Genomic DNA, 1,323 nt, shown 5'->3' with positions numbered 1-1,323 from the left:
GTTGGGGCCGGCCGGAATGCGGCCGGAGCCGGCGGTGTCGGTGCCAAGCGCGAAGGAGACGATGCCGCGCGCCGTCGCCACCGCCGACCCCGAGGAGGAGCCGCCTGGCACAAGCGCCTCGTCGATGGCATTGCGCGGGATCGGCCAGGGCGTGCGCACGCCGACTAGGCCGGTGGCGAATTGGTCGAGATTGGTCTTGCCGACGACCAGCGCACCGGCCGCTTTCAGCCGCGTCACAACGGTGGCGTCTTTCTCGGGCCAATAGGTGTATTCGGCGCAGGCGGCCGTCGTGGGCATGCCGGCGACGTCGATGTTGTCCTTGACGGCGAAGGGAATGCCCCAGAGCGGCTTTGTCGCCGGGTCGAACGGACCGAGTGCCGCGGCCTGGGCTAGGAAATCCGCCTTGGCGGCGAGATGGATGAAGATGCCCGGGTCGTCGGCCGCTTCGATGCGGGTAAAGATCGTCGCGATCACATCGCCAACGGCGAGGCCTCCCCGATAGGCTGCGTGAAGGCTCGCTATGTCGAAATGGATATCGCTCATTTCGTCTCCTCCAGAATGATCACCGGCAGGTCCCACTGGATCAGCACGACGCAACCGTCCTTCGTCCACACCGAATGCTCGGTGCCGACCGGGTTCAGGATGACGCTGCCGGCGGGATAGTCGCCGTTCTCGTCGCTCTGGGTGCCTTCCAGCACGACGATGGTTTCCAGCCCGACATGTCGGTGTCGCGGCACGCTGGCGCCGGACCGGTATTTCAGGATCGCGACCGACGGCTCGACCGGCCCGCCCTTCAGCAGCCAGTGCACGCTGATGCCGTCGCGGAAATATTCGAACGCGAGATCGCGCCAGCCGCCGTCGAGCAGGCCGGCAAAGGCAAAATTAGGCATTGGCAATTCCCTCGAGCACCTGGTCGGTCGTTGCCGTCCAGCCGACGATGGCGCTCTGCGCCCGGATCATGGCTAGTGCCGCCGCCTTGAATTCGGGAAAATAGCTTTCCGTCGCGTCTTCGGCGAGCAGGCACTCATAGCCGCGATCATTGGCCTCGCGCATCGTCGTCTGCACGCAGACCTCGGTGGTGACGCCGGCGAAAACCAGCTGCTGTGCGCCGAGCCGCTTCAGCTCGCCACCGAAGCTGGTCGCGTAGAAGGCGCCCTTGCCGGGCTTTTCGATGACGATCTCGCCCGGCAGCGGCGCAAGCTCGTCGAGGATTGCGGTGCCCGGCTCGCCGACGATCAGCACGCGGCCCATCGGCCCGACATCGCCGATGCGGATCGCCGGATTGCCGCGATTGCGCTTGGCCGGCGGCAGGTCCGACAGGTC

At 66.4% G+C, this 1,323-nt stretch carries 3 protein-coding genes; all 3 read right to left on the bottom strand.

Annotated features, from left to right (window positions below):
- A partial coding sequence (locus EOC06_RS37380) for an amidase family protein (RefSeq protein ID WP_245470436.1) occupies nt 1–543 on the bottom strand: 543 nt, incomplete at its 3' end.
- On the bottom strand, nt 540–890 hold the full coding sequence (locus EOC06_RS37375) for a cupin domain-containing protein (RefSeq protein ID WP_127330529.1): 351 nt from the start codon (nt 888–890) through the stop codon (nt 540–542). The genes EOC06_RS37380 and EOC06_RS37375, both read right to left, overlap by 4 nt.
- The coding region (locus tag EOC06_RS37370; protein ID WP_164899002.1) for a cysteine hydrolase family protein at nt 883–1,323 on the bottom strand (441 nt) is incomplete at its 5' end. The genes EOC06_RS37375 and EOC06_RS37370, both read right to left, overlap by 8 nt.

The organism is Mesorhizobium sp. M7A.F.Ca.MR.362.00.0.0, assembly GCF_004023175.1.
GTDB lineage: Bacteria > Pseudomonadota > Alphaproteobacteria > Rhizobiales > Rhizobiaceae > Mesorhizobium.
The sequence above is the reverse complement of the archived record's forward strand: the minus strand, read 5'-3'. Positions and strand labels throughout refer to the sequence as shown.

Bases quoted from the DNA above. Each gene is read 5' to 3' on its own strand.
- EOC06_RS37375 (WP_127330529.1), bottom strand. From the start codon at position 890: ATGCCTAATTTTGCCTTTGCCGGCCTGCTCGACGGCGGCTGGCGCGAT.